26 protein-coding genes are annotated in these 25,839 nt (G+C 61.3%); 7 read left to right on the forward strand and 19 right to left on the reverse strand.

Annotated elements, in window-relative coordinates; translation table 11 throughout:
* Window positions 1–160: 160 nt before the first annotated feature.
* Window positions 161–934, reverse strand: coding sequence for a 2OG-Fe(II) oxygenase family protein (locus ASF13_RS14945; protein WP_056237716.1), 774 nt, complete (start codon window positions 932–934; stop codon window positions 161–163).
* Between the two features lie 99 nt (window positions 935–1,033).
* Here ASF13_RS14945 and ASF13_RS14950 point away from each other — a divergent pair, with 99 nt between their 5' ends.
* Window positions 1,034–1,942, forward strand: coding sequence for a LysR substrate-binding domain-containing protein (locus ASF13_RS14950; RefSeq protein ID WP_056237718.1), 909 nt, complete (start codon window positions 1,034–1,036; stop codon window positions 1,940–1,942).
* A gap of 4 nt (window positions 1,943–1,946) precedes the next feature.
* On the opposite strand, the gene ASF13_RS14955 is transcribed toward ASF13_RS14950, so the two are convergent.
* A complete protein-coding gene (locus ASF13_RS14955; protein WP_056237722.1) occupies window positions 1,947–2,507 on the reverse strand; it encodes a DMT family transporter in 561 nt (186 codons plus the stop codon).
* Window positions 2,508–2,600: 93 nt separating this feature from the next.
* Here ASF13_RS14955 and ASF13_RS14960 point away from each other — a divergent pair, with 93 nt between their 5' ends.
* Window positions 2,601–3,509: a LysR family transcriptional regulator gene (locus ASF13_RS14960; RefSeq protein ID WP_056238426.1), complete on the forward strand. Its 909-nt coding sequence runs from the start codon at window positions 2,601–2,603 to the stop codon at window positions 3,507–3,509.
* 220 nt (window positions 3,510–3,729) lie between these two features.
* On the opposite strand, the gene hpaC is transcribed toward ASF13_RS14960, so the two are convergent.
* From hpaC to ASF13_RS15010, 10 genes are all read right to left on the reverse strand, one after another.
* Window positions 3,730–4,248, reverse strand: coding sequence for a 4-hydroxyphenylacetate 3-monooxygenase, reductase component (hpaC, locus tag ASF13_RS14965; protein ID WP_056237724.1), 519 nt, complete (start codon window positions 4,246–4,248; stop codon window positions 3,730–3,732).
* Window positions 4,249–4,259: 11 nt separating this feature from the next.
* On the reverse strand, window positions 4,260–5,822 hold the full coding sequence (hpaB, locus tag ASF13_RS14970) for a 4-hydroxyphenylacetate 3-monooxygenase, oxygenase component (RefSeq protein WP_056237726.1): 1,563 nt from the start codon (window positions 5,820–5,822) through the stop codon (window positions 4,260–4,262).
* A 152-nt stretch (window positions 5,823–5,974) separates the two neighbouring features.
* Entirely contained in the window at window positions 5,975–6,847 is an 873-nt protein-coding gene (gene hpaA / locus ASF13_RS14975; RefSeq protein WP_056237729.1) for a 4-hydroxyphenylacetate catabolism regulatory protein HpaA, read from the reverse strand.
* A 9-nt stretch (window positions 6,848–6,856) separates the two neighbouring features.
* Window positions 6,857–8,215, reverse strand: a complete 1,359-nt coding sequence (gene hpaX, locus ASF13_RS14980; protein WP_056237734.1) for a 4-hydroxyphenylacetate permease — start codon at window positions 8,213–8,215, stop codon at window positions 6,857–6,859.
* A 17-nt stretch (window positions 8,216–8,232) separates the two neighbouring features.
* Window positions 8,233–9,033 carry a 4-hydroxy-2-oxoheptanedioate aldolase gene (hpaI, locus tag ASF13_RS14985; protein ID WP_056237736.1) on the reverse strand — a complete coding sequence of 267 codons (801 nt, stop codon included), beginning with the start codon at window positions 9,031–9,033 and terminating at the stop codon, window positions 8,233–8,235.
* Between the two features lie 9 nt (window positions 9,034–9,042).
* Window positions 9,043–9,861 (reverse strand): 2-oxo-hept-4-ene-1,7-dioate hydratase, encoded by an 819-nt coding sequence (gene hpaH / locus ASF13_RS14990; protein WP_369814389.1) that lies wholly within the window; start codon window positions 9,859–9,861, stop codon window positions 9,043–9,045.
* On the reverse strand, window positions 9,857–10,243 hold the full coding sequence (locus tag ASF13_RS14995; protein WP_056237742.1) for a 5-carboxymethyl-2-hydroxymuconate Delta-isomerase: 387 nt from the start codon (window positions 10,241–10,243) through the stop codon (window positions 9,857–9,859). The genes hpaH and ASF13_RS14995 overlap by 5 nt, the downstream gene beginning before the upstream one ends.
* A gap of 44 nt (window positions 10,244–10,287) precedes the next feature.
* Window positions 10,288–11,361, reverse strand: a complete 1,074-nt coding sequence (hpaD, locus tag ASF13_RS15000) for a 3,4-dihydroxyphenylacetate 2,3-dioxygenase (RefSeq protein WP_056237744.1) — start codon at window positions 11,359–11,361, stop codon at window positions 10,288–10,290.
* 117 nt (window positions 11,362–11,478) lie between these two features.
* Window positions 11,479–12,933, reverse strand: coding sequence for a 5-carboxymethyl-2-hydroxymuconate semialdehyde dehydrogenase (hpaE, locus tag ASF13_RS15005; protein WP_056237748.1), 1,455 nt, complete (start codon window positions 12,931–12,933; stop codon window positions 11,479–11,481).
* Complete coding sequence (locus ASF13_RS15010; RefSeq protein WP_056237751.1) at window positions 12,930–14,210, reverse strand: fumarylacetoacetate hydrolase family protein; 1,281 nt, start codon at window positions 14,208–14,210, stop codon at window positions 12,930–12,932. Before ASF13_RS15010 ends, hpaE begins: the two co-directional genes overlap by 4 nt.
* 346 nt (window positions 14,211–14,556) lie before the next feature.
* Here ASF13_RS15010 and hpaR point away from each other — a divergent pair, with 346 nt between their 5' ends.
* The gene (gene hpaR / locus ASF13_RS15015) at window positions 14,557–15,009 is read left to right on the forward strand and encodes a homoprotocatechuate degradation operon regulator HpaR (protein WP_056237753.1); all 453 of its coding nucleotides are present in this window, start codon (window positions 14,557–14,559) and stop codon (window positions 15,007–15,009) included.
* Between the two features lie 215 nt (window positions 15,010–15,224).
* Here the strand turns inward: hpaR and ASF13_RS24390 are convergent, their stop codons facing one another.
* Window positions 15,225–15,398, reverse strand: coding sequence for a hypothetical protein (locus ASF13_RS24390; RefSeq protein WP_156365601.1), 174 nt, complete (start codon window positions 15,396–15,398; stop codon window positions 15,225–15,227).
* 129 nt (window positions 15,399–15,527) lie between these two features.
* Here ASF13_RS24390 and ASF13_RS15025 point away from each other — a divergent pair, with 129 nt between their 5' ends.
* Both ASF13_RS15025 and ASF13_RS15030 read left to right on the forward strand, forming a co-directional pair.
* The gene (locus ASF13_RS15025) at window positions 15,528–16,226 is read left to right on the forward strand and encodes an alpha/beta fold hydrolase (protein WP_056237759.1); all 699 of its coding nucleotides are present in this window, start codon (window positions 15,528–15,530) and stop codon (window positions 16,224–16,226) included.
* A gap of 89 nt (window positions 16,227–16,315) precedes the next feature.
* Window positions 16,316–16,738 (forward strand): hypothetical protein, encoded by a 423-nt coding sequence (locus ASF13_RS15030; RefSeq protein ID WP_056237763.1) that lies wholly within the window; start codon window positions 16,316–16,318, stop codon window positions 16,736–16,738.
* An 80-nt stretch (window positions 16,739–16,818) separates the two neighbouring features.
* On the opposite strand, the gene ASF13_RS15035 is transcribed toward ASF13_RS15030, so the two are convergent.
* The 5 genes from ASF13_RS15035 to ASF13_RS15055 form a co-directional block, all read right to left on the reverse strand.
* A complete protein-coding gene (locus tag ASF13_RS15035; RefSeq protein WP_056237766.1) occupies window positions 16,819–17,322 on the reverse strand; it encodes a thioredoxin family protein in 504 nt (167 codons plus the stop codon).
* A 322-nt stretch (window positions 17,323–17,644) separates the two neighbouring features.
* Entirely contained in the window at window positions 17,645–18,811 is a 1,167-nt protein-coding gene (locus ASF13_RS15040) for a dihydrodipicolinate synthase family protein (RefSeq protein ID WP_056237767.1), read from the reverse strand.
* A gap of 16 nt (window positions 18,812–18,827) precedes the next feature.
* Window positions 18,828–20,069: an MFS transporter gene (locus tag ASF13_RS15045; RefSeq protein WP_056237771.1), complete on the reverse strand. Its 1,242-nt coding sequence runs from the start codon at window positions 20,067–20,069 to the stop codon at window positions 18,828–18,830.
* Window positions 20,070–20,162: 93 nt separating this feature from the next.
* On the reverse strand, window positions 20,163–20,996 hold the full coding sequence (locus tag ASF13_RS15050) for a sugar phosphate isomerase/epimerase (protein WP_056237777.1): 834 nt from the start codon (window positions 20,994–20,996) through the stop codon (window positions 20,163–20,165).
* A 10-nt stretch (window positions 20,997–21,006) separates the two neighbouring features.
* Window positions 21,007–22,158: a Gfo/Idh/MocA family protein gene (locus ASF13_RS15055; RefSeq protein ID WP_056237779.1), complete on the reverse strand. Its 1,152-nt coding sequence runs from the start codon at window positions 22,156–22,158 to the stop codon at window positions 21,007–21,009.
* A gap of 270 nt (window positions 22,159–22,428) precedes the next feature.
* Between ASF13_RS15055 and ASF13_RS15060 the strand changes: the two genes are divergently transcribed.
* Window positions 22,429–23,064 (forward strand): TetR/AcrR family transcriptional regulator, encoded by a 636-nt coding sequence (locus tag ASF13_RS15060; RefSeq protein WP_072166389.1) that lies wholly within the window; start codon window positions 22,429–22,431, stop codon window positions 23,062–23,064.
* A gap of 230 nt (window positions 23,065–23,294) precedes the next feature.
* Entirely contained in the window at window positions 23,295–24,563 is a 1,269-nt protein-coding gene (locus ASF13_RS15065; RefSeq protein WP_056237783.1) for a glycerate kinase, read from the forward strand.
* Between the two features lie 235 nt (window positions 24,564–24,798).
* Here the strand turns inward: ASF13_RS15065 and ASF13_RS15070 are convergent, their stop codons facing one another.
* Window positions 24,799–25,650 carry an aldo/keto reductase gene (locus ASF13_RS15070; RefSeq protein WP_056237786.1) on the reverse strand — a complete coding sequence of 284 codons (852 nt, stop codon included), beginning with the start codon at window positions 25,648–25,650 and terminating at the stop codon, window positions 24,799–24,801.
* Between the last annotated feature and the right edge of the window lie 189 nt (window positions 25,651–25,839).

Genomic DNA, 25,839 nt, shown 5'->3' on the forward strand with positions numbered 1-25,839 from the left:
CAGTCAGGGTGAATTCTCTACTCTCTTCTTTAACCCTGTAACCGCATCCTCAGCGTTGACCTGCGCACCGCTGCCGGGGCGTCTGATGCTGTTTCCACTATGGAGTTGTGTTACAGCCTGCCGCACGCGGTAAATCTTTCTGCACGCCGGGTCCCTGATTTCACACTCTTCCGTAAAATGTCATACGCGCTGTCTCTGATAATGCAATGCCGGGCTGAGTATTGTAGGCCAGAACTGCCAGCATCCGCGTGATCTCCCCTTCAGTCGGGGTCACGCGGTGCAGGGAATTACGACCACGAAATAGCACCAGGTCACCTGCATCAATCGCCAGTGCTTCAACAGGCCTACGTTCATCCAGAACAGCCTCGACACCCGCGAAGTTCATCTCTCCGCTATCGGCATCACGCAGGTCTTTCACGTACTGAAACACCCCGCCCGCCAGCGGTTTCTGTACCAGCAAGGTGATGGCAAAAGAGGAATTGTCGAAGTGCCAGCCCAGTTCCTGGCCGTGAGGCGCGTAGTGCAGATTAACGGAGGAAAGGGGGTCAACGTAGGGGTAAAGCGCCTCTTCGCCCAGTACATAGCACAGGAAACTTTTGAACAGCTCATCATTATAAAGTTGGCGCAACGGCGACTCAGCAGGGATTATATCATCGGTGATACATCCTTTGGTGCTGACCACATCACGGTTGCGTGGGTGTTCAGGGCTGAACGCCTCATCAGGTTTCATCAGATAAACGTTATGTTTGCTGAGGGTGTGATAAGCCAGATGGCGTTGCGCATTGCCTTCTTCGATGATTGCCTGTAAGGCCGTGGGTTGCAAAAACTGACGCAGCACCAGCGCGCCAGAATGGTTCAATTGTTCACGACAGCGTTGACGCCAGTCGTGATCGACCAGCGGATGCAGATCCAGACGAATAAGAGAGCCAGACATAGCAACAATTCTCATGGTTAACAGGTGTGATGTTACTTTAACCGTCACCTGTTAAGCAGCGTAACGATAAATACTTAATACCCTGTTAAGGAAGAATTAATGCCTGCTCAATCGTCAAGATTACCAAAAATCAGCGTCATCCAGTCATTTAAAGTGGCCTCCGAACTGGGCAGCCTGGCGAAAGCGGCCGCACAGCTGGCGTTAACCCCGGCAGCGGTCAGTCAGCAGATTCGCCAGCTGGAGGAGCAACTGGGGAGTACCCTGTTTTTACGCACACAAAATGGCGTAATGCTGACTGAAACCGGTAAGGAATATCTGCGTTATGTCACTGAAGCCTTTGATATTTTGCATCTCGGTCAGCAAAACATCCACAAGGCGGCCAGTGTACCCAGATTGACGGTGTATGCCTTACCGGCGCTGGCGTCGAAATGGTTGTTACCTCAGCTGGCTGGCTGGCGCGCCCGTTGCCCGAATATCGATCTGTCGTTACACGGTACCCACGCTCAGGTCGATTTCGCCGCAATGCCAGCGGATTTTGTTATCTGTTTTGGTGAAGATCGTTATCCGCAACTGGATAAGCAGTGGCTGTTCCATGATGAGGTGCTGCCGGTCGCCAGCCCGGCCTTATTACAGCGTTTTTCATATGAAGACATCCTCAGTCATGCACCTTTGATCCACCTCGACTGGGGTAACGAAGGACGTTTCCTGCCTGACTGGCGTAGCTGGTTTCAGGCCAGAGGCATGGATGAGCCGCCGTCACAACCCGCATTCAGCTTCAATCTCACCTCGCTGGCGATTGATGCCGCAGTGCTCGGTTCCGGGCTGCTTCTGGGGCAGCGACGCCTGATTGGAGGGGAACTGGCGCGTGGCGAGCTGGTGGTGATTGATAATCTTTCCCTGCCGCTCAGCAAACCGTATTTTCTTGCCTGGCCGCAACGTACTTTGAGCCAGCCAGGCGGTGAAGCCATGATTCACTGGCTACGTGAGTCAGGTGCGGATTGCCGGTAGCGGGTCAGTCAGAAGAGGGCGGCCTGGCAGAATTTTCAGTGAATGTCTTCGGCAGCGTGCGCTGGTCTGCCACCGGCGCGCTGCGGCCGGCACTACTCAGCCCGCCGTAGTGAATACAGAACGCGCCAGCCAGTATCAGGGCGACGCCGGCCACGCGGACCAGGTTGATCGGCCGCTGCGTCAGGTTCATCAGGCCAAAATGGTCCACCAGTACCGCGGCGATCATCTGACCGGCCACCACCAGCACGAGGAAGCTGCCCGCACCGAGCTTTGGCGCAAACGCGGTGGCGCTGACCACGTAGAGCGCGCCGAACAGGCCGCCGATCCAGATCCACCAGGGGGCCTGCAGCGCGGTGGCGACGCGCGGGGCGGGCACTTTAAACAGCCAGAGCAGCGGCAGCAGCACCAGTGCGCTGACGGCCAGCGAGACCAGCGCCCCCCACAAAGGATGCCCCAGCGCTTTACCGACGGCGGCGTTGCTGCTGGCCTGAAAAGGCAGCAGCGCACCGGCCAGCAGGGCGATGGTGACGGGCAGGAAGGTGAGAAACAGGGTTTTACTGAGCATGGCAACCTCATCAGGAAAGGACGTGATGGGGCGATTGTGGATTATCAGTTATAGTTATAGAAATCGTTTATCTGCATCATGGGTATGCATCATATGGATGAACTGCGCAGAATAGATCTGAACCTGCTGCTGACGCTGCACGCGCTGCTGACGGAAAAACACGTCACCCGCGCCGCCGTCAGGCTGCACAGAAGCCAGCCGGCGGTCAGCCACGCGCTGGCGCAGCTGCGGACGCATTTTAACGACCCGCTGCTGGTTCGTCAGGCGGGGCGGATGGCGCTGACCGCGCGGGCACAGAGCCTGTTACCGACGCTGAACAGTGCGCTGGCGGAGCTGAACGACCTGCTGGGCGCGGCGGAGTTTGATCCGGCTACGCTGCGGCGCACCTTCCGGGTGGCGATGTCGGACTATGCGGCACGCATCGTGCTGCCTGAGCTGGTACGTCACCTGAGAAAAACGGCACCGGGCGTTAATCTTGCCATCAGCCAGGCGAGCCGGGAACTGATGCTGGCGCAGCTGGCGGAGGGCGAGCTGGATCTGGCGCTGGGAGTGTTCCCGGATGCGGAGGACGCTATTCAGCAGCAGGCGCTGTTTGGCGAGCACTTTATCTGCATGGCGGACCGCGACACGCTGCCCGCAGGCAGGGCGCTCACGCTGGATGAGTGGCTCGGCAGACCGCACGTGATGCTGGCGATGAAGCCGGACGCGCGGGATGAGATCGAACGGGTGCTGGCAGCGAAAGGGCTGCAGCGGCGTATCTGCATGGCGCTGCCGCACTGGAGCGCTGCCGTCAATCTGCTCCCCGGCACCGACCTGGTGCTGACCGTGGCCAGCCGTTCGGTCAGCGCGCAACGCTATCCGTCGTCGCTGTGTCACTTTACGCCGCCGCTGGCGCTGCCGGAATTCACCTACCACCAGGCCTGGCACGGCAGAAAGGAGCGAGACCCGGCGCATCGGTGGCTGCGCAACGCGTTGCGCGCGTGCTGTTCCGCGATGAACTGACCGGTGAGCCTCTTCCGGCATTAAGCTGAAAGAGGCTGCCATGCAACGGTCTGGCCGTTGGCATCTGATGGCGGCATCAACCGATGCGTGAATACAGCGGCCCGATGTTCTGCCCGGACTGTTTCTGATGGCTGCGCAGAGGCCTGAAGCGTCCTCAGCGGGTGATCCGCTTTGCCAGGATAACGCGGTAACCGCTAACGGCAGTTTTTTCTGTGAAAAGTTACACGGTCACCAGTTTCTGCTGGTACGGCGTGGCGTGGAACTGGCGTTTAAAGTAGATCAGCCCGCTGCCCTGCGTCGCCAGCGCGATATGTCTGACCTCCAGCAGATAGACCCGATGGGTGCCGATGGTATTAATTTGCTGAATCTCACCCTCCAGGCTGGCCAGCGCCCGTTGCAGCACCGGCTGCTGCAGTTCACCCTCGCGCCAGCCCTCCAGCCCGAAGCGCTGCTCCATACTCAGTTCGGTCATGCCGGCAAAGTGGCGCGCCATCTCCTCCTGCTGGTGGTTCAGCACGTTGACGCACATCCGCCCATTGCCGGTAAAGACCGGGTTCATCGCGCTGCGGCTGTTGATGCACACCAGCAGCGTTGGCGGCGTGTCGGTCACCGAACAGACGGCGGTGGCGGTAATGCCACAGCGCCCGGCGCTGCCCTGGGTCGTCACAATATTGACCGCCGCCGGTAAGCTGGCCATCGCCTCACGAAAATTCAGGCGGTGCTGTTCTTCACTGTACATAAAAACCCCCCTTATTTCAGTAAACGGTCAAGCTGGCTGATGTCGTGGTTGTTGTGCAGGTGCGGCACCGTCCAGCCGTGGCGGTCATAGTCGGCCAGGCAGCGGTCAACCATCGCCATCATGCCCTTCATGCTGCCCGAGCCCTGCGCGTGGCGCAGGCACTGCAGGCGCACCTCATCCTGACTGCCGGCATAGTTAATTTCATACAGCTCGTGGCGGCCGCCAAACTCGCTGCCCATCGCGTCCCACATCAGCTTGAGGATCTTGATACGCTGTTCGTGGTCCATACCGTTGGAACCGCGCACGTACTGCGCCAGATAGCGGTCGATCTCCGGGTTGTTCAGGTCACGCACGCTGGAAGGCAGGTAGATCAGCCCGCTGGCAACGTTGCTCTCAATGATGTTTTTGATTTTGCTGTAGGCCATGGGTGCCATCACCCGGTAGGTCTGCATCGCCTGCATATCCGGCAGCCAGGCACCGTTTTTCCACGGCTGTGCTTCTGCGGCCATCGCATCGCTGAGCGACCAGAACAGGTTGCGCCACGCCACCACTTCGCCCAGCGCCGCCTGCACGCCGCGAAACTCAATGACGCCGGTACATTCGAGGCTTTTCTGCAGCAGCGCGGTGATGAAATCAAGCTTCACCGCCAGCCGCACGCAGGCCTGCATCGGATAGAGGCGGGCAAAACCGGCCTCGATGCTCCAGCGGCGGCAGCGGTCAAAGTCGCGGTAGACCAGCACGTTCTCCCACGGGATCAGCACGTTATCCATCACCAGAATCGCGTCGTTTTCATCAAAGCGGCTGGAGAGCGGATAGTCGAACGGCGATCCGGTCGCGCCGGCCACCAGTTCAAAGGAGGCGCGGGAGATCAGCTTAACGCCGTCGGCATCCATCGGCGCGATAAACATCAGCGCAAAGCTGGGATCGTCGCCCATCACCTGCGCCGAGCCGAAGCCGATAAAGTTGTAGTGGGTCAGCGCCGAGTTGGTGGCCACCACCTTGGCGCCGCTGACGATAATGCCGGCGTCGGTCTCCTTCTGCACCTGCACGTAGACGTCTTTCACCTCGTCCGCCGGCTTGTGGCGATCGATCGGCGGGTTAACGATGGCGTGGTTAAAGTAGAGGCCGGCTTCCTGAATGCGCTGATACCAGCGGCGCGCGTTGTCGGCGTACTCGCCGTAGAACTCCGGGTTGGCGCCCAGCGAACAGCAGAACGCCGCCTTGTAGTCCGGCGAGCGGCCCATCCAGCCGTAGCTGAGCCGCGACCAGTCGGCGATCGCATCGCGCTGCTGGCGGATCTCCTGCGCCGAGCGGGCAAAGCGGAAGGTGCGGTGGGTGTAGCCGCCGTTGCCGGTATCGGTCTGCCAGCACAGCCGGTCGATGCTCTCCGGCGCGTGCAGCGCGTCGTACAGCTGCGCCACGGAAGCGGCGGCGTTGCGAAACGCCGGATGGGTGGTGACGTCTTTGACCCGTTCACCGTAGATAAAGATTTCACGGCCGTCCTGCAGGCTGTTAAGGAACTCGGCGCCGGTAAACGGGCGGTTGCTGGCGGAGCGGTGGGCTTCAGGTTGCATGGTTCTGCCTCATTATAGTGACGACGTCGCCTCGGCGAGCGTCCGGTTTGTTATCTGAGTGATTTTTTCTGTTAACCGATTTAAGCGCTGCAAGGCGGCGTGCGGAAGAGACGTTTCAGGCGATTGCGGGTACTTTTCACCGGCTCCGGCGCTTACCGGTTGCGGAACTCGCTCGGCGAGCAGCCCGCCATACGATGAAAAAAACGGGCGAAATAGGCCGGATCTTTGTAGCCCAGCGCCCAGGCGATCTGGTGCACGCTGTCGCTGCTGTAGCGCAGCAGGCGTTTAGCCTCGCGCAGCACCCGCTCGAAGATCAGCCGTTTCGGCGACTGGTTGGCAAAGCGCCGGCACAGCCCGGTGAGCCGCGATTCGCTGACGCCCAGCTCACGGGCGTAGTCCGGCACCGCCAGATGCTGACGATAATGCTGGTCGATCATACGGTTAAAGCGCTGAAACTGACGCATCTCGCCGCGCACGCCGCAGGGGCCGTGCTCCCACGGCGGCGCTTCGCGCAGCAGCAGGGTAAACAGCGCCTGCGCCAGCGCGTTAAGTGCCAGCTCGCGCCCGGCCGCCGCGCCGCTGAACTCTGCCGCGATCAGCGGCCAGTAGTGATCCAGCGCGGCCAGCGTCAGGGGTGAGGCGGCCAGCGACAGGCAGACGCCCGCGCGGTTGATGGTGTCCGCCTGACCCGGCCACAGCTTTTCCGCCAGCGACCACACCAGCTCCTGGCGCACCGTTAAGACGTGCCCATCGCTGTCCGCTTCGGTAATAAACGCGTGCGGCACCGATGGCGGCGTCAGGATAAACAGCGGCGCGCAGACGTCGTAGAGATGGTCATCCAGCTGCAGGGTGATCTTACCGGTGGCGAGATAGTGCAGCTGGAAATAGCGATCGTGCCAGTGCGCGTGCATATCGCGGCCGAAGAAGTGCGCCAGCCGGGCGAAGGTTTCATAGTGCACTTCGGCATCGGCGTAGCCTGAGTCATACGCTTTGCTGATATCGATATTGTCACCGCCAGCGCTCATCGCTCCTCCTTAGCGCAACGGATGCGACCGCGCGGCCAGCGGCGTCGGTTGCCGGCCTTCCCCGTTCATCGGAATGCGGCTCAGTACCACTGCGCCCAGCACCAGCAGCCCGGCCACCAGCCACAGCCCGGCGTTGAAGCTGCCGGTGGCGTCGTGCAGAATACCCATCGCCAGCGGGCTGACCGCCGAGCCGATGTTGCCCACCGCGTTGATCGCCGCCAGCGCCAGCGCCCGGGCCTGAAAGCTGATAACGCGGTCCGGGGTGGTCCAGAACATCACCATCGCGGTAAAGGAGCCGGAGGAGGCGATGATAATGCCCAGCAGCTGTACCAGCGGATGGGCGGTGGCGGAGGCCAGCAGCCAGCCTGCGGCCGCAAACAGGTAAGGGATCAGCGTATGGCGCTTGCGCTCCTGGCGGCGGTCAGAGCGGCGGCTCCACAGGATCATCGCCACAATGGTTACCAGCTGCGGAATGGCGGCCAGCATGCCAATCACGATATTGCTGCTGCCGGCGTTAACACTTTTAAGGATCTGCGGCGTCCAGATGTTGATCGCACTTAAGGTGTTGGCAAGGCAGAAGTAGGCCAGCGTGTAAAGCAGCACCAGCGGCGTCAGCACCTCGCGCCACGGCGGTCTGGCCTCGCCAGCGTCGGCGGGCGGCGCGGTGCGTTCGCGCTCAAGCAGTGCGATCAGCAGCCGTTTCTCCTCCGGCCGCAGCCAGCGCGCCTGCTGCGGCCGATCGTCAAGGAAGAACCAGGTGACAACGCCCAGCAGCACCGAGGGTGCGCCCTCCAGCAGAAACAGCCACTGCCAGCCTTTCAGGTTCCACAGGCCGTCCAGCGCCAGAATATAGCCGGACAGCAGCGAACCGAACATCATGGTCACCGGCATGGCGATCATAAACAGCGCGTTGGCGCGGGCGCGGTATTTTGCCGGGAACCACCAGGTAAGATAGACGAGGATCCCCGGCAGGAAGCCGGCTTCGGCGATGCCCACCAGCATGCGCAGCAGATACAGCGACGTGGCATCAGTGGCAAACAGGGTGCAGGTGGAGGCGATGCCCCACAGCACCATAATTCCGGCGATCCAGCGCCGCGCGCCGACAATCCCCAGCATCAGATTACCGGGAATGCCGCACAGCACATAGGTGACGTAGAACAGCGCGGCGGCCAGGCCGAACAGGGTGGAGCTGAGCCCGAGATCCTTGCCCATGGTCAGACCGGCAAAGCCGATATTGATCCGGTCAAGGAAGGAGAAAACAAACAGCACAAACAGAAAGGCGATCAGGCGGCGGAACAGTTTTTTCATCAGCCGCCGTTCGGTGGCGGCCGGACCGTTCTGCTGAGGGTGGTCAGGGGTCACGGACATGTTTTCTCCTCAGGGGATCAGTAAACCGTCGGTTCTGCGGCGGCGCTGCCGCCCGTCGGGGAAATAAAGCGTGCCGCCAGCGCTTCGGCGCCGCGGGCCAGCAGGGTGGTATCGACGCCGACCGCCACAAACAGCGCCCCCAGGTCAAGATAGTGTTGCGCCAGCTTTTTATTGGCCATCAGGATGCCCGGGGCTTTGCCTGCCGCGCGGATCGCGGTAATGCAGCGCGCGATCGCCGCCTGCACCTCGGGATGGCCGGGATTACCGGCAAAGCCCATATCGGCGCTGAGATCGGCCGGGCCGATAAACACGCCGTCGACGCCTTCCACCGCCAGAATCGCCGCCAGGTTATCCACCGCCTCGCGCGTTTCGATCTGCACCAGCAGGCAGATCTGATCGTTGGCGCGGAGCAGATAGTCAGGCTCGCGGTTCCAGCGCGAGGCGCGGGCCAGCGCGCTGCCGACGCCGCGGATGCCCTGCGGCGGGTAGCGACAGGCGCGTACCGCCTGCTGCGCCTGGGCGGCGTTCTGTACCATCGGCACCAGCAGCGTCTGCGCCCCGGTATCCAGCAGTTGTTTAACGATCACCGGGTCATTCACCGGTGGCCGCACCACCGGATGACTGGGGTAGGGGGCGATCGCCTGCAGCTGGCAAAGGATCGAGCGCACGTCGTTGGGCGCGTGCTCGCCGTCAATCAGCAGCCAGTGAAAACCGGCCCCGGCCAGCAGCTCGGCGCTGTAGCTGTTTGCCAGCCCCAGCCACAGCCCGATCTGCGGCTGTTTATCGGCAAGCGCCTGCTTAAATGCGTTATGTGGCATGGTGCCTCCTCAGACAAACCGGCAGCTGATGGCCCCCATCGGGCCGTAATCGACGTGGAAGGTGTCGCCCTGGCGCACCGCGACCGGACGGGTGAAGGAGCCGCCGAGGACCACCTGGCCGGCCTCCAGCTGTACGTCGTGCGCGGCCAGCTTACTGGCCAGCCAGGCGACGCCGTTGGCCGGGTGATTCAGCACCGCGGCGGCGACCCCGGACTCCTCAATCACCCCGTTGCGGTAGAGCAGCGCTGAGATCCAGCGCAGGTCCAGCGCGTCGGGTTTGATCGGCCGCCCGCCCATCACCACCCCGGCGCTGGCGGCGTTGTCGGCGATGGTGTCGAACACCCTGCGCGGCCGCTGGGTTTCCGGGTCGATGCCGTGGCAGCGCGCGTCGATAATCTCCAGCGCCGGAATGATGTAACCGGTGGCGTTATACACATCGAACAGCGTGCAGCCGGGGCCGCGCAGCGGTTTTGCCAGCACAAAGGCCAGTTCAACTTCGAGCCTGGGGACGATAAAGCGCTCGACAGGAATGTCGCTGCCGTCGGCGAAAAACATATCGTCGAGCAGCGCGCCGTAGTCCGGCTCGTCAATCTGCGAGCTGGTCTGCATAGCCCGTGAGGTCAGGCCGATTTTATGGCCCTTCAGCGTGCGGCCTTCGGCGATCTTTGTCGCCACCGATGCGCGCTGGATGGCGTAAGCATCTTCAATACTGATATCAGGATGGCGCAGTGACAGCTGTCGAACCTGTTCCCGGCTCTGCTCTGCCTGGCGCAGTTCGCGTGCCAGCTGCTGGCGGACTTGTGGGGTTAACATAACGGGCTCCTTAATCCTTGCGGAACAGTGCGTGAACGTTGTTCTGTTTAAAGTTGAGCACTTCGGGCAGTTCCTCCACCGCCAGCGACAGCGCCAGGTAACGTTCGGCCATCAGCGGGGCAAAATGCGTTTTAATCAGGGCAAACAGGTCGTTCATCACCGGCTGCAGCTGGTCCGGCGTGCGGCCATGGCCGATTTTCAGCGTCATATGCACAAAGGCGTATTCGTGCCGGCCGTCCGCCATCTGCCAGGTGTCGATCCAGTGGGCGCGGCTGCGGATGCCGCCCAGCGGAAACAGGCCGCTGCCGGCCAGCAGCAGGCTGACCTGCGCAAACAGCGCCGGCAGCTGCGCCTGCTGGCGGATATTGTCGGTACATTCGGTAATAAAATGCGGCATAACGGGCTCCGGATGAGGCGCTGGCCGGTGCCAGCGCCTGCTGATTACAGGGTATTGCCGAGCTTAAAGCCCTGATCGGTGTCGCCCTTGCGGGTGTAAGAGAAACCGTCGGCACCGATGGTCACCGCCATCTCGCTGGGATCGCTGCGCTCCACCACCGGCTGCGGCGTGCCGTCCAGCCTCAGCACCCGCGAGCCTTCGCTGTACCAGCTCGGCACCACCGGGTTGCCCCACCAGTCGCGGCGCTGGTTGTCGTGCACGTCCCAGCTCACCAGCGGGTTATCCGGGTCGCCGGTGTAGTAGTCCTGGGTGTAGATCTCAATGCGGTGCCCGTCCGGGTCGCGGATGTAGAGGTAGAAGGCGTTGGAGACGCCGTGCCGGCCTGGGCCGCGTTCGATGGCGTCGGACCGGCGCAGCGCGCCGAGCTTGTCGCAGATCGCCAGGATATTGTGCTTTTCGTGGGTGGCGAAGGCGATATGGTGCATGCGCGGCCCGGCACCGCCGGTCATCGCGGTGTCGTGCACCGTGGATTTACGCCGCACCCAGGCAGCGTAGACCACGCCGCTGGCATCGCGGATATCTTCGGTGACGCGAAAGCCCAGCCCCTGGATATACGCCACCGCCAGCGGCACGTCCGGGGTGATCTGGTTGAAGTGATCAAGGCGCACCAGAGACCCGGGGGTATACAGCTCGTAGCGCCAGGCCAGCCGCTCCACGTGCTGAACCTCACAGAAGAATTCGTACGGGAAACCGAGCGGGTCCTCCACGCGCACCGCGTCGCCGATGCCCCTGACGAAGCCGTTGGCGCGGCGCTCGGTTTTACAGCCCAGCGCCTGGAAATACGCTTCGGCGCGGTCGACGTCCTGCGGGCTGCGCACCCGGTACGCAAAGGCGGCCACCGCCGCCACCGGCCCTTCGCGCAGCACCAGGTTGTGGTGAATAAACTCCTCCATTGTGCGCAGATAGAGGGTTGTATCATCTTCGGCGGTGACGTGCAGGCCGAGAATATCGACGTAAAACTCGCGGGATTTTTTCAGGTCGGTGACCTGCATTTCCATATAGGCGCAGCGCAGAATATCCGGCGGCGGCAGGGTGGTGGTCAGCGTTGTTGTGGTCATAGTCGGCTCTCTTCTGGATCGGGCCGCCCGGTCAGGGGCGGCAGTGATGCGTGACGTGGTCTGTTTCAGGGGGCAGCGACTGCCCGGCGGGCACCGGCGCGTTGCCGCTGGCAAACGTCAGACGCCCCATTTCGGGATGGGGTGATTGCCCATCGAGATGCAGACGTTTTTCATCTCGGCGAACACCTCGAAGCTGTACTCACCGCCTTCGCGGCCGGTGCCGGAGGCTTTAACGCCGCCGAACGGCTGGCGCAGGTCGCGGACGTTCTGGGTGTTGACGAACACCATCCCGGCTTCAATATGGTGGGCGAGGCGCAGTACCTTGCCGATGTCCCGGGTCCAGATGTAGGAGGCCAGGCCGTACTCCACGTCGTTGGCCAGCCGCAGGCCTTCAGCCTCGTCTTTGAACGGCAGCAGGCAGGCCACCGGACCGAAGATCTCCTCCTGCGCCACGCGCATGCGGTTATCCACGTCGGCCAGTACGGTAGGGCGCAGAAAGTTGCCATGGGATAACCCGGCCGGGCGGTCCGGGCCACCGGCCACCAGTTTTGCGCCTTCATCAATGCCGAGGCGGATATAGCCGGTGACCTTTTCCCAGTGCTGCTGCGTGATCATCGAACCCACCTGGGTTTGCGGATCGGTCGGGTCGCCGACGCGCAGGCGGTTGGCGCGCTCCGCAAAACGCTTAACAAACTCGGGGTAGATGCTCTGCTGGATAAAGATGCGCGAGCCGGCGGTGCAGCGCTCGCCGTTCAGCGAAAAGATGGTGAACAGCGCGGCGTCCAGCGCGCGCTCGATGTCGGCGTCCTCGAAGATCAGCACCGGCGATTTGCCGCCCAGCTCCATTGAATACTTCTTCAGCCCGGCGCTCTGCATAATCCTGCGCCCGGTGACGGTGCCGCCGGTGAAGGAGATGGCGCGCACGTCGTGGTGGCGCACCAGCGCATCACCGGCGGTGGCCCCGTAACCCTGCACCACGTTCAGCACTCCGGCGGGGATGCCGGCCTCCAGCGCCAGCTCGCCCAGCCGGTCGGCGGTGAGCGGCGACAGTTCGGACATCTTCAGCACCGCGGTGTTACCCAGCGCCAGGCAGGGGGCGGTTTTCCAGGTGGCGGTCATAAAGGGCACGTTCCACGGCGATACCAGCGCGCAGACGCCGACCGGCTGCACCAGCGTGTAGTTGAGCATCTGGTCGTCGACCGGGTAGCTGCGGCCGTTCATCTGCTGGCAGATCCCGGCAAAAAATTCGAAGTTGTGCGAGGCGCGCGGGATCAGCACGTTTTTTGTCTGGTGGATCGGCAGGCCGGTATCGGCGGTTTCCAGCGCGGCAATCTCCGGCACGTTTTCATCGATCAGCTCGCCAAGCCGGCGCATCAGACGCGCACGCTCCTTCATCGGCGTATTGGCCCATTTCGGGAAGGCCCGCTTCGCCGCGTCTACCGCCTGGTGAATCTCCCGCTCGCCGCCGGAGGCGACCTCGGCCAGCACCTCGCCGGTGGCCGGGTTGCTGGTGGTGAAGTACTCCGCGCTGGCCACGCGTTTGCCGTCGATCCAGTGGTCTATCCTGTTCATTGCAGGCTCTCCTCAAACTGTTGTTCGCTGACGATATGATTAACCAGGCGGCCGACGCCTTCGATCTCCACCACCACCTCATCGCCGGGCCGCACGTCGGCCAGCCCTTTCGGCGTGCCGGTAGCGATCATATCCCCCGGCTGCAGGGTCATAATTTCGCTGAGGTACGCCACCAGAAACGGCACGTCGAACACCATGTCGCGGGTGTTGCCCGACTGCCGCAGCTCGCCGTTAACCCAGGTCTTCAGCCACAGATTCTGCGCGTCGGGTACGTCGCGGCGCGGCACCAGGCCGGCGTGCAGCGGGGTCAGCGTGTCGCGGCTTTTCACCCGCAGGTTGGGGCGGTAGTAGTTTTCCAGGTAGTCGCGGATCGCGTAGTCGTTGCACAGCGTGTAGCCCTGTACGTACTCCAGCGCCCGCTCGCGGCTGACGTTGCGCGCGGTTTTACCGATCACCACCACCAGTTCGGCCTCGTAGTGCATATAGTCGACGTTGTCCGGGCGCACGCTGACGGCGTTATCACCGGTGATGCTGTTCGGCGCTTTGATAAACACCAGCGGCTCCGCGGGCGGCGTAAAATCCAGCTCGCTGGCGTGATCGGCGTAGTTGAGGCCGAGGGCGAAGAAGGTCGGGTGGCCGTCCGGCTGGGTCGTGGCGTCGGCCGTGCGGGTAAAGGTGTTACGCAGCGGCGGCAGGCCGGCGGCCTTAATCACCACTTCGTCCCCGTCGTTGACGGCCACGCGCTGCTGCGGGGTGCCGAGCAGGATCAGGTCGCCCGGCTGCAGCGTCACAAAATCGCTTAATGCGGCGATCAGCGCTGCGGCCCCGCGCTGCAGCTCAGACGTGGACCAGCACTGCACCACCACGCCGTTGATCTCGGTAATGATGTCCAGCGCGCTGGCGTCGGCCAGCGGCACGGTTTCGCCCAGCGGACAGAAGCCGTCGCGGCACTTGGCCGCGATCGCCGGCCGGTAAAAACTCTCTTCCGCCAGGCTGACCTCGTTAGCCAGCGCATACCCGCTGATACAGCCTGCGGCCTGCGCCACCGTGACCTTACGCGCCGTTTTCCCGATCGCCACCGCCAGCGTACCGCCGCTGAAGGTGGGCAGCCCGGCAAGGCTTATGGCATCGCCGCTGCGGCGGTGGGTATTACGCGGCTTGATAAACCACACCGGTGACTGCGGCGGTTGCTGATAAGGCGGCTGGCGGAAGCGGTCGGCCCACGCGTCGATTTGTGAGTGATGGTTGAGGGCAACGGAAAAAACGGATCGTTTCATCATTATTCCTTGTGCTGGGGTAACGCCTTTGCCACTTCGTTAATATGTTAATGATCGGTTATAAGATCGTTTGCGTTCAGCGGGTCAATATCGTGGAAACGGGGATCAACAACGTTGCCGGGGGTGCTGTAAAGCCGTGAAAGGCCTTTTCAGATGGGATTACGGGTGGTATTGCGCACTAATTGTTAATTTTTTGTTATTTCAATTGTGATGGGCGTCATTTTGTTAATATGTTAACGATATGGTTTTTTTTTGGGCGCGTTTGTTCACAAAAATCCGGGCGGTCAGCGCCGTCAGGCCGTATACTCCCGGTAGAGCCAATCCCCCACCGCAGAGCGCGACCGAGATGACCGATTCCCTGACCATTGCTTTACTTCAGGCACGCGAGACGGCGATGGGCTATTTTCGCCCGATCCTCAACCGTCATAACCTGACCGAGCAGCAGTGGCGGATTATTCGCATCCTCGCTGAACACCGGTCGCTGGACTTTCACGCGCTGGCGCAGCAGGCCTGCGTGCTGCGCCCGAGCCTGACCGGCATCCTCACCCGCCTGGAGCGGGATGGCCTGGTACTGCGCCTGAAACCGCTGAACGATCAGCGTAAACTGTTCGCTTCGCTGACCCCGGCGGGGCAGACGCTCTATCAGCAGGCCTGTCATGAGGTTGACGCCGGTTACCGGCGGATTGAGCAGCAGTTTGGCCCGCAAAAAATGCAGCAGCTCAGGCAGTTGCTGCAGGAGTTTAATGCTCTGAACGGCGGGGAAGGGACGCAGGAGGACGATCGGGAACTGACGGGTTGAGCGGGTTGTGTGGCCTGGGGCAGCTATCGCGCGTGCCTCTCAGCCTCAAAAAAACAGACCCTGACGGGCCTGCCTGATAACGTTGTGCTTACCATGCTTACCATGCTTACCATGCTTACCATGCTTACCATGCTTACCATGCTTACCATGCTTACCATGCTTACCATGCTTACCATGCTTACCATGTCGGACATGGGGCACGTGTCAGCGGCGGGTTAGCCTTTATGCTGCATCACGCCAACGATTTCCGCGACGGTCTCCGCCAGCCGTTCGCCGCGCCTGTAGCTTTGCAACGCCTTATCACCGCCCGCGACGACCGACTGTGGGCGTTCAATAAATCTGCCCATTGGCGTGAAGTTCTCGTCCATCACCGCCACAAATTGTTCCAATTGATAATTGATATGTGTTTATTCGTCTGGTGAATAAATTGAACGCCACCGATGATAAACAGGCGGAGGTTGACGCGGGGGATGCCACGTTGCAGTCTTGATATTAATTCCAGCCTGAGGACCGCTCAAATGCAACAAGAGCAGCTGCCTGTCGTACTTATCCCGGGATTTATGCTCGACGAGACGCTGTGGGATGAGTTTATCAGCGTCTATCCGGACAGCCGTCGTTTTATCAGGGCAAGCCTGAGCCAGGGTCAGACCATAGCGGAAATGGCTGGCCATATTGCCGGTGGACTTCCGGAGCGCTTTGTTCTTGCTGGCTTTTCGTTAGGTGGCTATGTAGCACGGGCAGTCGCCGAGGCATTTCCCCAGCGCACAGCAGGCATGATCCTGATTGCCACCTCCCTGCGCGAGGATTCACCTGAACAGCGCGCGCGGCTTGAAGCCGCTTCCCGTGTCGCACTTTCCGGAGACTTTAAGGGCATCAGCCCCGGCGCGGTCAAAAGGTCCCTCCACCCTTCCCGTCACGGTGATGCCGCGTTAATTCAGAAAGTTCGTGAGATGGGAAAACGACTCGGCGCGGAGGTGTTCAGAACACAGTCCGGACTGGAGCGTAACGGCATCACCCTCAGGCCGGTTTCCATCCCGGTGATGGTGGTCGCAGCAGGTCAGGATCAGCTCCGGTCCGATGAGGAGGCGGCGGAACTCGCGGACCGCTTCGGGTGTAAGGTTCAGGTTATCGACGAAAGTGGTCACCTGATCCCATTGGAAAAACCCCGGGAGCTTGCACGGTCTGTTTATACCTGGCTGCAAACGTCAGGGCTGTAGCCGTAATGGTTTCAGAGCATTTCGCAGGCCGGCAGGATTTTTTCACGTAGCCAGAGAGGCGGCACATTCCGGGTAACCCCGGCGAGACGATGCGCTGTTTGCAGATCTTCGTGCGCCCGGCCGAAAGCGGGCTGGTGCCGCAGGTGCAGTTTCACGACGTCGGCACGCCTTACAGTGAAAATAGCTGGAGAACCCTTGCCGACCCCGATCACGCACCGTTAATTTTCCGCTCTCAGACCTGGCTGCAGGATACCCGGCTGGAAAAAGATCATACGCTGATGCTGCCACCGGTTCCGGTCAGCAGCGCTGTACGGCTGCTGTATCTGTTTGCGGGCAGCGCGCAGATCGGCGATATCACTCTCGGGGCGGGTGAAAGCGTGATTATTGAGGATCAGACCCGCCACCCGATCATCGCCCGGGAAAGCAGTGACCTGGTTCTTTTCACCACCGATCCGGCGGCAAACGTTTTTCGCGGTGGCATGTTCAGCGGCAATGTGCGTTCACATCTGTAAAAGGGCGTTCTCCGTCGGTTACCGGCGCAGAACGCCGGTGAGGTCATAGCTTATGCCGGCCGCGCGGCCGACGGCCCGTATCAGGCGTTCTGCCGCATGATCCCGACAATCTCACCGACCGTCTCCGCCAGCCGTTCACCGCGCTTGTAACTCTGCAGCGCTTCGTCACCGCCCGTCACCACCGACTGTGGGCGTTCGATAAAGCTGCCCAGCGGTGCGAACTCTTCATCCAGCACCGCCACAAACGGGATCTTCACCCGCTCAACGCCAAAGGCGTCTTTAAACGGCGCATCGGCCTGCGCCCGGTTAAGAATGCCAAGCTGTGCGTCGGGATAGCGCTGGGTTAAGGCCCGGATCGCGGGCAGGTTGCGCTGGCAGTCCGGGCACCACATTTCGGCGGCCACCAGCAGGGTGAAGCGGCCCTTCAGCGCGGCAATTTGTGCTTCAAGTTCAGGGCTGAGAAAATCCGCTTGCTGAGTTTTGTCCTGATCGCGGCGTAGCGCGGCGATCTCTTCCGCCGAGCCCTGGCTGACAAACTCAGCGTAATCAACGCTGTATCCGAATAAGGTTTTAAAATCTGCCACGCGGTTGCTCCTGTTTTGATTGCGGATCGTCCGATCTGCCGTTAAGTGTATCATGCCTGAATCACCGGCCTTACAGAGTCAGGCTCTTAATTCTGCCCTGAGGGGGATGGTTTTAAGAGAGAAAAAGAGTCTGGATAGGATGAAAAATTCCGCTCGCCGGCTGCCGGATACGCCAGAAATTACGTTGTGCTAGCCGATTACTCAAGGGCTTACGATGAAGTGCAAGGGGAACTGTCGTCGGGGATTAAATATGTACCAGCAGAATAACGCCCCCACGAGGATATCCGCGCGGGGGAAATAATAAGCGCTTCTGTCGAGCCGGCTAAATCCCATTCACCCGACCAAACAGCGTCATCCTCTCTGCCGCCCGTTCCGGGTTATCCAGCAGCCCGGCCGCATCGGCAAGGCGGAACAGCTCGCAGTAGTGGCCGAGGCTGCGCGCGCTCTGCGAACCGGCCAGCATTGAGAAGTGGTCCTGATGGCCGTTCAGCCAGGCGAGAAACACGATGCCGGATTTATAGAACTGGGTCGGGCTGGTGAAGATATGACGCGCCAGCGGCACGGTCGGGGCGAAAATCCGTTCGTAAGTCTGGCGATCGCCCGCCGCCAGCGCGTGCAGCGCCGCCGCCGCCGCCGGGGCGATGGCGTCGAAAATACCCAGCAGCGCGTGGGAGTAGCCCTGCTCGTCGCCGGCGATCAGCTCGGGGTAGTTGAAGTCGTCGCCGGTGTACATTTTCACCGTCGGCGGCAGCTGGCGGCGCATCTCCACCTCGCGATCCTTATCCAGCAGCGAAATCTTAATGCCGTCGACCTTCGCCGGGTTGGCGCGGATCGCCGCCAGGCACACCTCCATCGCGCTGTGGATGTTGTCGCTGCCCCAGTAGCCGCGCAGCGCCGGGTCAAACATATCCCCCAGCCAGTGCAGCACTACCGGTTCGCGCACCTGGCGCAGCAGGGTATCGTAGACCCGCAGATAGTCGTCCGGGCCTTGGGCAATCGCCGCCAGCGCCCGGCTGGCCATCAGAATAATGCGGCCGCCGCAGGCCTCAATCGCCGCGATCTGCTGCTCGTAGGCGGCGATCACGTCATCAACGGTCAGCCCGCTGAAGCGGGTCAGGTGGTCGGTGCCGGCCCCGCTGGCCACCACCGCGCCGGGAAAGGCTTTTGCCTGTTCGACGCTGCGCTGGATCAGTTCCAGGCTGGCCGGCCAGTCGAGGCCCATGCCGCGCTGGGCGGTGTCCATTGCTTCGGCAATGCCGAAGCCGTGGGCGAACAGATGGCGGCGATAGGCGAGGGTGGCGTCCCAGTCAATCGCCATATCGCGGCTGGGGTGCTGCATACGCCGCACGTCGGCCACCACGTGGGCGGCGGCAAACGCCTGGCGGTTAAAACGCGGCTGTGCGGGCGCTGACCAGCGCCGTTCGCCCTGAATCTGATAGTCGCTGACCCGGCCCTGCGCATCCAGTAAACGTAGGTGATTGCTCTTCATTATTGATTCCTTGTGATTAGTGTTTAGCCAGATGGCCGCGCGGTAGCGCGTCAGCGGCGGCGGTAGCGGACCCAACCGGCAGCTTGCGCACGCCGAACAGCACCACGCTGCTGCACAGGATCACTCCGGCGGCGGCCAGCCACACCGGCTGCAGCGTATAGGTCTGCGCGTAGTAGCCGGCGACTATCGGCGAGATCCCGCCGGCCGCCATGCCCATATTCATCACAAAGCCGATCGCCGACCCGCGCAGCGACGGCGGCACCAGTTCGGCGGTCACCGACAGTACGATTGGCGTGACAGGGTAACCGAGGAAGCCCAGCAGCATCACCAGCACCACCACCAGCGGTACCGACGGCGTCAGGGCCATGGCGGCCATCAGCACGCCGCTGGCGGCGGTGATCGCCATCAGGATATTGCGGCGGCGAACAAAGTCGCCTTTGTCGCAGTAGCGGCCAAGCAGGAAACCGCCCAGCGCGCCGGTCAGGCCGAGCAGGCTGGCGATGGTGCCCGCCATGCCGATCGACAGGTTTTTTACCTGCATCAGGTAGCTTGGCGCCCACAGCAGCACGATCCACCAGCCGGCCAGCAGCACAAAGTAGTAGGCGGCCATCAGCAGCACCGGCGCATGGCGGAACAGGGTGCGCAGCGGCACTTTTTCCGCCGCCTGACGGGCCAGCAGATCGGCCGGTTTACGGTCGTTTTTCACCAGCACCGCATACAGCAGCGCGACCAGTATTCCCAGGCCACCGGCAACATAAAACACCACCCGCCAGCCAAACATTGGCCCGAGCACTGCCCCCATCCAGGTGCCGAGAAAACCGCCGATCGGGTAGCCCATCCAGTAGAGCGACATCACCGTGGTGCGCTGCTTCTCGCTGGTGACGTTGGCCACCTCCAGCGAGGCGGCGGGCCAGAAGATGCCTTCACCGATGCCGGTCATCACCCGGTAGAAGATCAGGCTGGTCAGGCTGCCCGCCACGCCGGTAAACACCGTGGCCAGCGAGAACATCATCAGACCGAGGATCAGCACCGGCTTACCGCTGAGCTTGTCGGCGATGACCCCGGAGATAAACAGAAAGACGATAAAACCAAAGAAGAACGACGACAGCAGAATGCCGCTCTCCGCTTTGCCAAGGCCAAATTCACCGGCGATCAGGCCGATGGCCGACGACACCGTCATGCGGTCGACCGAGTACATCATGTAGCCCAGCCCGCACAGCACGGTAACCAGGATCATCTTGCGGGTATCTGTATTCATATCTTCCTCGACAAGTCTGCGGACCGACGAAAACAGCTGAGTTCAGCTCTGTCAGATACGAAAAAGGGACTGCACGCCTGCGCAAGCGGGCGCTCAGCCGTGTTCGAGATGACGGGCCTTGCAGGTACGCAACACCTCGTCCGGATCCTGCTGCCACCAGTTCAGCCGGGAAAAAATCTCCACCTCATGGAAACCCTGATAGCCTTCGGCTTCCACCTGCTGGCGCAGGCCGCGAATATCAATCACGCCGTCGCCCATCATGCCGCGATCGGACAGCATATCCTGCGTGGGGTTGAGCCAGTCGCAGATATGGAAGGCCAGCAGGCGTTTCTGCCCGGCGCGTCTGATCTCGCGGGCAAAGCCGGCATCCCACCAGGTGTGATAGACGTCGACGGCGATGCCGAGCCCGTCGTCACCCAGCCGGTCGCACAGGTCGTTGGCCTGCTGCAGGCTGTTGACGCAGGCGCGGTCGGCGGCGTACATCGGGTGCAGCGGCTCAATCGCCAGCGGCATGCCGCGCGGCCGCGCATAGTCGAGCAGCGCGGCCAGCCCGTCCTCCACCTGCTGATGCGCGCCGTTGAGATCCTTCGATCCTTCCGGCAGCCCGCCGACCACCAGCACCAGGCAGGCGGCGTTCAGCGCCAGCGCTTCATCCACCGCGCGATGGTTATCGTCCATTTTTTGCTGGTGCTGCTCGCGGCTGCTGGCAGGAAACATCCCGCCACGGCAGTAGCCGGTGACGGTCAGATCGTGTTCGCGCAGCAGCCGCGCGGTGGGCTGTAATCCCAGCTGGCTGACCTGATCGCGCCACGGTGAGATGCCGCGGATCTCATGGCGGGCGCAGCCTTCAATAATCTGCTGCAGGTTCCACTGCTGGCGCACGGTGGCGGTATTCAGCGACAGCTGTTCGGGTTTTGGCGTTTGCATATTCCTCTCCTCAGCGCTCCAGCGACGGCACGTCAACCCAGCGGCGCTCTTTCCAGCTCTGCAGCGCCAGGTCAACCAGCTGCAGCCCCTTGGCCCCTTCCAGCAGGCCCCAGCGGTAGTCGCCTTCGCCCCAGACGTGGCGCAGGAACAGCTCCCACTGCACCTTGAAGGCGTTGTCGTAGTGCTGCGTGTCAGGCACTTCGGCCCAGTCGTCAAAGAAGTTGTGCGTCTGGCGCTGGTCCGGGTTCCACACCGGTTTGGGGGTGTTGACGCGGCTCTGGGTGACGCAGTCGGTCAGCCCGGCCACCGCAGAGCCGTTGACCCCGTCCACCTGGAAGGTCACCAGGTCATCGCGGCGCACGCGCACGCACCACGAACTGTTAATCTGCACGATCGCGCCGTTATGCAGTTCGAAGGTGGCGTAAACCGCGTCGTCGGCGGTGGCCGGGTAAGGCTGCTGCTGCTCGTCCCAGCGCTGTGGGATATGGGTGGCGCCGAGGCAGCTCAGGCTTTTGATCTCGCCAAACAGGTTGTCGATCACGTAGCGCCAGTGGCAGATCATATCGAGGATGATGCCGCCGCCGTCTTCGCTGCGGTAGTTCCACGACGGCCGCTGGGTCGGCTGCAGGTCGCCTTCGAACACCCAGTAGCCAAACTCGCCGCGCACCGACAGCACCTTACCGAAGAAGCCTGATTCGTTAAGCAGTTTCAGCTTCTGCAGCCCCGGCAGCCACAGCTTGTCCTGCACCACGCCGTGACAGACGCCTTTTTCGCGGGCGAAGTGATACAGGCTCAGCGCCTCATCCAGCCCCATCGCCACCGGTTTCTCGCTGTAGACGTGCTTGCCTTTGCTGATGGCCTTCTTCAGCAGCCCCGGACGCGCCTGGGTGGTGGCTGCATCAAAGAAAATAGTGTCCGACGGATTATCCAGCGCCTCGTCAATGCTGGTGCCCCAGCGGCTGATGCCGTACTCCTGCGCCAGCGCGGCGATCTTCTCCGCGTTGCGGCCGATCAGGATCGGGTCCGGCATCAGGCGATCGCCGTTGGCCAGCAGCACGCCGCCCTGTGCACGTATCGCCACAATCGAACGGATCAGATGCTGGTTCTTACCCATACGTCCGGTAACGCCGTGCATAATGATGCCAACGGGAATCTGAGCCATTACTTTCACCTCGCGATATGTTTAGTGTGCCGGGGCCGCTGTGACCGACCGCGGAATTTCAGAGAATCAACAGGGACAACCGGGCTGAAAGGGCAGATACTGATTTCAACTAACCGGTTGATGAAATCACTATAGGTCGATAATTCACCGCCTGGGGTGATCGGATTCACATAACCAACTAGTTAGTTGAAAATTATTATTATCCGTTTTCATCGTCAGTTCTGACGCTATACTTGCGAAAAAGTACGCGAACCCGGAGGGGGAACAGCTGTGGCTAACAGGATGGTTAAGGATAAGAACGATGTGGCAGACAAGCAGAGCCGCATCCTGCAGGCGGCGCGTGCTGAATTCGCCGAGAAGGGCTTTGACGGTGCCCGCGTGGACAGTATTGCCGAACGGGCGCAGGCCAATAAGCAGCTGATCTACTACTACTTCGTTAACAAAGACCAGCTCTTTACCCGGGTACTGGAAGAAGCCTACCGCGATAAACGCCAGCAGGAAGCGGCGCTGGATCTCGACCGTTTTCCGGCGAATGAGGCGATTCTGCAGCTGGTGGATTTCACCTGGCACTACTATCTGAAGAACCCCGAGTTTATCCGCCTGCTCAACAGCGAAAACCAGCTGAAGGCCCGCCATCTGCAGGGGCTGGACAGCCCGGTGGAGCTGAACAGAAGCTGGATCGACATCACTCAGGGGCTGCTGGAGCGCGGCTGGCGCGAAAACAACGTGCGCAGGAATATCGCTGCCATGCAGCTGAATATCACGATTTCTGCGCTGGGTTTCTTTTATCTGATTAACCAGTCCACGCTGTCGATTATCTACCAGACCGATCTGGGTGAGCAGTCCGCGCTGGATGAACATCTGCGGGTGATGAAAGAGTGTGTTGCAGCGTGGATCAGGCCGTGATGTGCGTTTGCCACAGCTGATGCTGTGGCGGCCTGGCCCCATTTCCGGGCTGTCCGCCGGTGTGGACACCCGCTGCGAAATACCCGACCCGAATACGATGCAATGCACATGCTGGCCCGGGCGTTGTGACAGTGTCACTGACACAGGCGGTGAAGACCGCTGAGCCTCGCTGTGGGCCGTAGACTGACCAGACCGTCTCCGGCGGTCTTCTGACGATTAACAGGTGAAGCATGAATAACTCGTTTTCCCCACGCGCGCTGCTACAGCAGATGTTCCTGGCAGCGATTGAATCCGCTCAGCCGCAGCATACCATCCCGCAGTTTCTTCCCGCCGATCGCACTGGCCGCCTGGTGGTTCTGGGTGCGGGCAAAGCCTCTGCGGCGATGGCGCGGGCGGTAGAGGATCACTGGCTGGGCGAACTCAGCGGGCTGGTGGTCACGCGTTACGGCTACAGCGTGCCCTGCCGCGCGGTAGAGATAGTGGAGGCGGCGCATCCGGTGCCGGATGAAGCGGGGTTGCAGGCAGCTGAGCGTATACTGGCACTGGCGCAGGGGCTGGGCGAGCAGGACACCGTGCTGTGCCTGATCTCCGGCGGCGGCTCGTCGCTGCTGCCGCTGCCGCTGGAGGGCATAGCCCTGGCGGACAAACAGCAGATCAACCGCGACCTGCTGCGCTCCGGTGCCACCATCAGCGAGATGAACCTGGTGCGCCGTCATCTCTCCGCCATCAAGGGCGGGCGGCTGGCCGCGGCCTGTTACCCGGCGAAGGTGATTACCCTGCTGATCTCCGACGTGCCGGGCGACGATCCGGCCGATATCGCCTCCGGTCCGACGGTGGGCGATGCCAGCAGCTGCGCTGATGTGCTCGCCATCCTTGAACGCTACCAAATCAGCGTACCGGCTGCCGCCCGCCGCCGGCTGGAGAGTGGGGAAGCTGAAAGCATCAAACCGGGCGATGCGCGGCTGGCGAGGAATGAGGTGCATCTGATTTCCACGCCGCAAATGGCGCTGGAGGCAGCGGCGAAAATCGCAGCGGAGCAGGGTATCACGGCACATATCCTCAGCGACCGAATTGAGGGCGAGGCGCGCGACGTGGGTAAGGTAATGGCGGCTGTCGCCCTGCAGGTGGCCAGCCACGGTCAGCCGTTCAGCAAGCCCTGCCTGCTGCTCTCCGGCGGTGAAACCACCGTCACCGTGCGCGGCAGCGGTCGCGGCGGGCGCAACGTCGAGTTTCTGCTGTCGCTGGGGCTGGCGCTGGACGGCGCAGAGCGGGTCTGGGCGCTGGCCGGCGATACCGACGGGGTGGACGGGCAGGAGGAGATTGCCGGCGCTTTTCTGGCACCGGACACGCTGCAGCGTGCCCGTTACCAGGGCATCGCACCGCGCGCGGCGCTGGACAACAACGACGGCCACGGCTTTTTCGGCGCGCTGGGGGATGCGGTGATCACCGGGCCGACGCTGACCAACGTTAATGATTTTCGCTGCGTGCTGATCCTTTAAGCCCTGTATTTTTTGAACCGCTGAAGCATAATCTGCCCGACCGTATGTGCCGGCTGCCGTGAAATTCGCGGCGGCGGCCTGTTCTCAGTGGCTTATGGCGCGTTGTTGGGGGGCCGCCTGGAAAACGGAAACAGAATAACGGGTCCTTTGCAACCGAGTCCCAGAGTGGACACCTCTAGCCCTGATTTACCTGAAAAACGTTTTTGTATTGAATGAACGCCTCTTTTATCGCAGCTTAAACATCAAGTTTGCGGCCTGTCAGCCATTCCACCATCGCCGGGTCACGGTGTGAGAAAAAGGCGCTGGTTGCGGTGTCGAGGGCAGCAATCTGCAGCATATCCTCAGAACTGAGTCTAAAATCGAGAATGTCAATGTTCTCTTCCATGCGCTCTTTCCGCACCGTTTTCGCGAGTGAAACGATGCCCCGCTGGAAGATCCAGCGCAGTACCACCTGGCCCACACTTTTGCCGTACTTCTGACCAATTGCCGCTAATACGGGATGCTGGAAGAGACCATTTTTACCTTCAGAAAACGGTGCCCAGGCTTCCGGCTGAATGCCACGGCTTTGATTCCATGGAACCGCATGCAACTGCTGGTTGAAGGGGTTAACTTCAATCTGGTTTACCGCAGGAGCCACTTTGTTGAAGGCGATAAGGTCCGCCAGTCGGTCAGGATGGAAGTTGCTGACGCCAATGGCGCGAATTTTGCCTGCCTGCTGCAGCTCTTCCATAGCACGCCAGGCCCCATGGACATCGCCGTAAGGCTGGTGAATCAGATACAGATCAACGTAATCAAGTTGCAGCCGATTCAGGGAGCGTTCGAATTGTGCTTTAGCGCCCTCATAATTTGTATCCTGCAGCCATAGCTTGGTCGTTACAAAGAGTTCGCTACGTGCGATACCGGTCTGTTTCAGTGCGTTCCCGACCTGAGTTTCATTCTGGTAGGACGCTGCGGTATCGATCAGGCGGTATCCTGTATCGATAGCATCAGTCACGGCTCTTTCGCATTCGGCGGCATCCGTCATCTGGAAGACACCAAAGCCCAGAAGGGGCATTTCTATACCGTTGTTCAGTTTTACAGTTTGCATGGCGTTATCCTTCAGCTGTTGTGTAGGAGAAGCATAACGCAAAGTTATTTATTCTATTATAGGGGGTAGTTAACTAGGGTTTATTAGATGTATTCATTAATCTTTGCAGGGCTGACGGTCTGCTTTGTGCGCAAAGTAAACCGCCATATTCAACACCTTTTTCCGGCAGGATTAGGCCACTTTATTTTT

The sequence above is a fragment of the Erwinia sp. Leaf53 genome, assembly GCF_001422605.1.
Taxonomy (GTDB): Bacteria; Pseudomonadota; Gammaproteobacteria; order Enterobacterales; family Enterobacteriaceae; genus Erwinia.

Excerpts from the sequence above, each read along its gene's own strand:
- ASF13_RS14945 (WP_056237716.1), bottom strand. The coding sequence starts at position 934 with ATGTCTGGCTCTCTTATTCGTCTGGATCTGCATCCGCTGGTCGATCAC.
- ASF13_RS14950 (WP_056237718.1), top strand. The coding sequence starts at position 1,034 with ATGCCTGCTCAATCGTCAAGATTACCAAAAATCAGCGTCATCCAGTCA.
- ASF13_RS14955 (WP_056237722.1), bottom strand. The coding sequence starts at position 2,507 with ATGCTCAGTAAAACCCTGTTTCTCACCTTCCTGCCCGTCACCATCGCC.
- ASF13_RS14960 (WP_056238426.1), top strand. The coding sequence starts at position 2,601 with ATGGATGAACTGCGCAGAATAGATCTGAACCTGCTGCTGACGCTGCAC.
- hpaC (WP_056237724.1), bottom strand. The coding sequence starts at position 4,248 with ATGTACAGTGAAGAACAGCACCGCCTGAATTTTCGTGAGGCGATGGCC.
- hpaB (WP_056237726.1), bottom strand. The coding sequence starts at position 5,822 with ATGCAACCTGAAGCCCACCGCTCCGCCAGCAACCGCCCGTTTACCGGC.
- hpaA (WP_056237729.1), bottom strand. The coding sequence starts at position 6,847 with ATGAGCGCTGGCGGTGACAATATCGATATCAGCAAAGCGTATGACTCA.
- hpaX (WP_056237734.1), bottom strand. The coding sequence starts at position 8,215 with ATGTCCGTGACCCCTGACCACCCTCAGCAGAACGGTCCGGCCGCCACC.
- hpaI (WP_056237736.1), bottom strand. The coding sequence starts at position 9,033 with ATGCCACATAACGCATTTAAGCAGGCGCTTGCCGATAAACAGCCGCAG.
- ASF13_RS14995 (WP_056237742.1), bottom strand. The coding sequence starts at position 10,243 with ATGCCGCATTTTATTACCGAATGTACCGACAATATCCGCCAGCAGGCG.
- hpaD (WP_056237744.1), bottom strand. The coding sequence starts at position 11,361 with ATGACCACAACAACGCTGACCACCACCCTGCCGCCGCCGGATATTCTG.
- hpaE (WP_056237748.1), bottom strand. The coding sequence starts at position 12,933 with ATGAACAGGATAGACCACTGGATCGACGGCAAACGCGTGGCCAGCGCG.
- ASF13_RS15010 (WP_056237751.1), bottom strand. The coding sequence starts at position 14,210 with ATGAAACGATCCGTTTTTTCCGTTGCCCTCAACCATCACTCACAAATC.
- hpaR (WP_056237753.1), top strand. The coding sequence starts at position 14,557 with ATGACCGATTCCCTGACCATTGCTTTACTTCAGGCACGCGAGACGGCG.
- ASF13_RS15025 (WP_056237759.1), top strand. The coding sequence starts at position 15,528 with ATGCAACAAGAGCAGCTGCCTGTCGTACTTATCCCGGGATTTATGCTC.
- ASF13_RS15030 (WP_056237763.1), top strand. The coding sequence starts at position 16,316 with ATGCGCTGTTTGCAGATCTTCGTGCGCCCGGCCGAAAGCGGGCTGGTG.
- ASF13_RS15040 (WP_056237767.1), bottom strand. The coding sequence starts at position 18,811 with ATGAAGAGCAATCACCTACGTTTACTGGATGCGCAGGGCCGGGTCAGC.
- ASF13_RS15045 (WP_056237771.1), bottom strand. The coding sequence starts at position 20,069 with ATGAATACAGATACCCGCAAGATGATCCTGGTTACCGTGCTGTGCGGG.
- ASF13_RS15050 (WP_056237777.1), bottom strand. The coding sequence starts at position 20,996 with ATGCAAACGCCAAAACCCGAACAGCTGTCGCTGAATACCGCCACCGTG.
- ASF13_RS15055 (WP_056237779.1), bottom strand. The coding sequence starts at position 22,158 with ATGGCTCAGATTCCCGTTGGCATCATTATGCACGGCGTTACCGGACGT.
- ASF13_RS15065 (WP_056237783.1), top strand. The coding sequence starts at position 23,295 with ATGAATAACTCGTTTTCCCCACGCGCGCTGCTACAGCAGATGTTCCTG.
- ASF13_RS15070 (WP_056237786.1), bottom strand. The coding sequence starts at position 25,650 with ATGCAAACTGTAAAACTGAACAACGGTATAGAAATGCCCCTTCTGGGC.